General features: G+C 60.1%; 1 protein-coding gene. It reads left to right on the top strand.

The annotated features are described in order from the left end of the window. Nucleotides 1-131: 131 nt before the first annotated feature. A partial coding sequence (locus tag EOA22_RS37335; protein ID WP_244514441.1) for a hypothetical protein occupies nt 132-411 on the top strand: 280 nt, incomplete at its 3' end.

The raw sequence follows: 411 nt of genomic DNA, 5'->3' as shown, positions 1-411 counted from the left end.
GCCCTGTGCTGCAGGGTCCGGGCAGCTCAACAGCGCGTGACGGAGGCCTCGGGAGCGCCAGACCAATATCTATACGCGGGCGGCCTCCAAATCACCCCCGAATGGACATGAAATGGCGAGGAGTTGCCGTCATGACAATACTGTTTGAGCCGCTGGACTCGGATTACCATAAGCGCAGCGTGCTTTACCACGCCACGCGGTTGTCGATGCTCCACGATCGAATGCTGATGCGTTTCGACAAGGTAGACGAAGCGGCCGATAAGGTTGAAGCCGCAGCGGCCGTGCTGGTCGATATCACCCACGGCTCTGCCCTTGACGCGTTCCAGAACTCGGTGTTGCGGATTTCAGATGGAAACGGGTCAGACCCTCGGCCTCTGATCTGCGAGGAATGGCCGCAAGCGTTCGGCGGCT

The organism is Mesorhizobium sp. M7A.F.Ca.US.014.04.1.1, assembly GCF_003998745.1.
Classification (GTDB): Bacteria; Pseudomonadota; Alphaproteobacteria; order Rhizobiales; family Rhizobiaceae; genus Mesorhizobium; species Mesorhizobium ciceri.
This window is presented reverse-complemented; position numbering and strand designations above follow the sequence as displayed.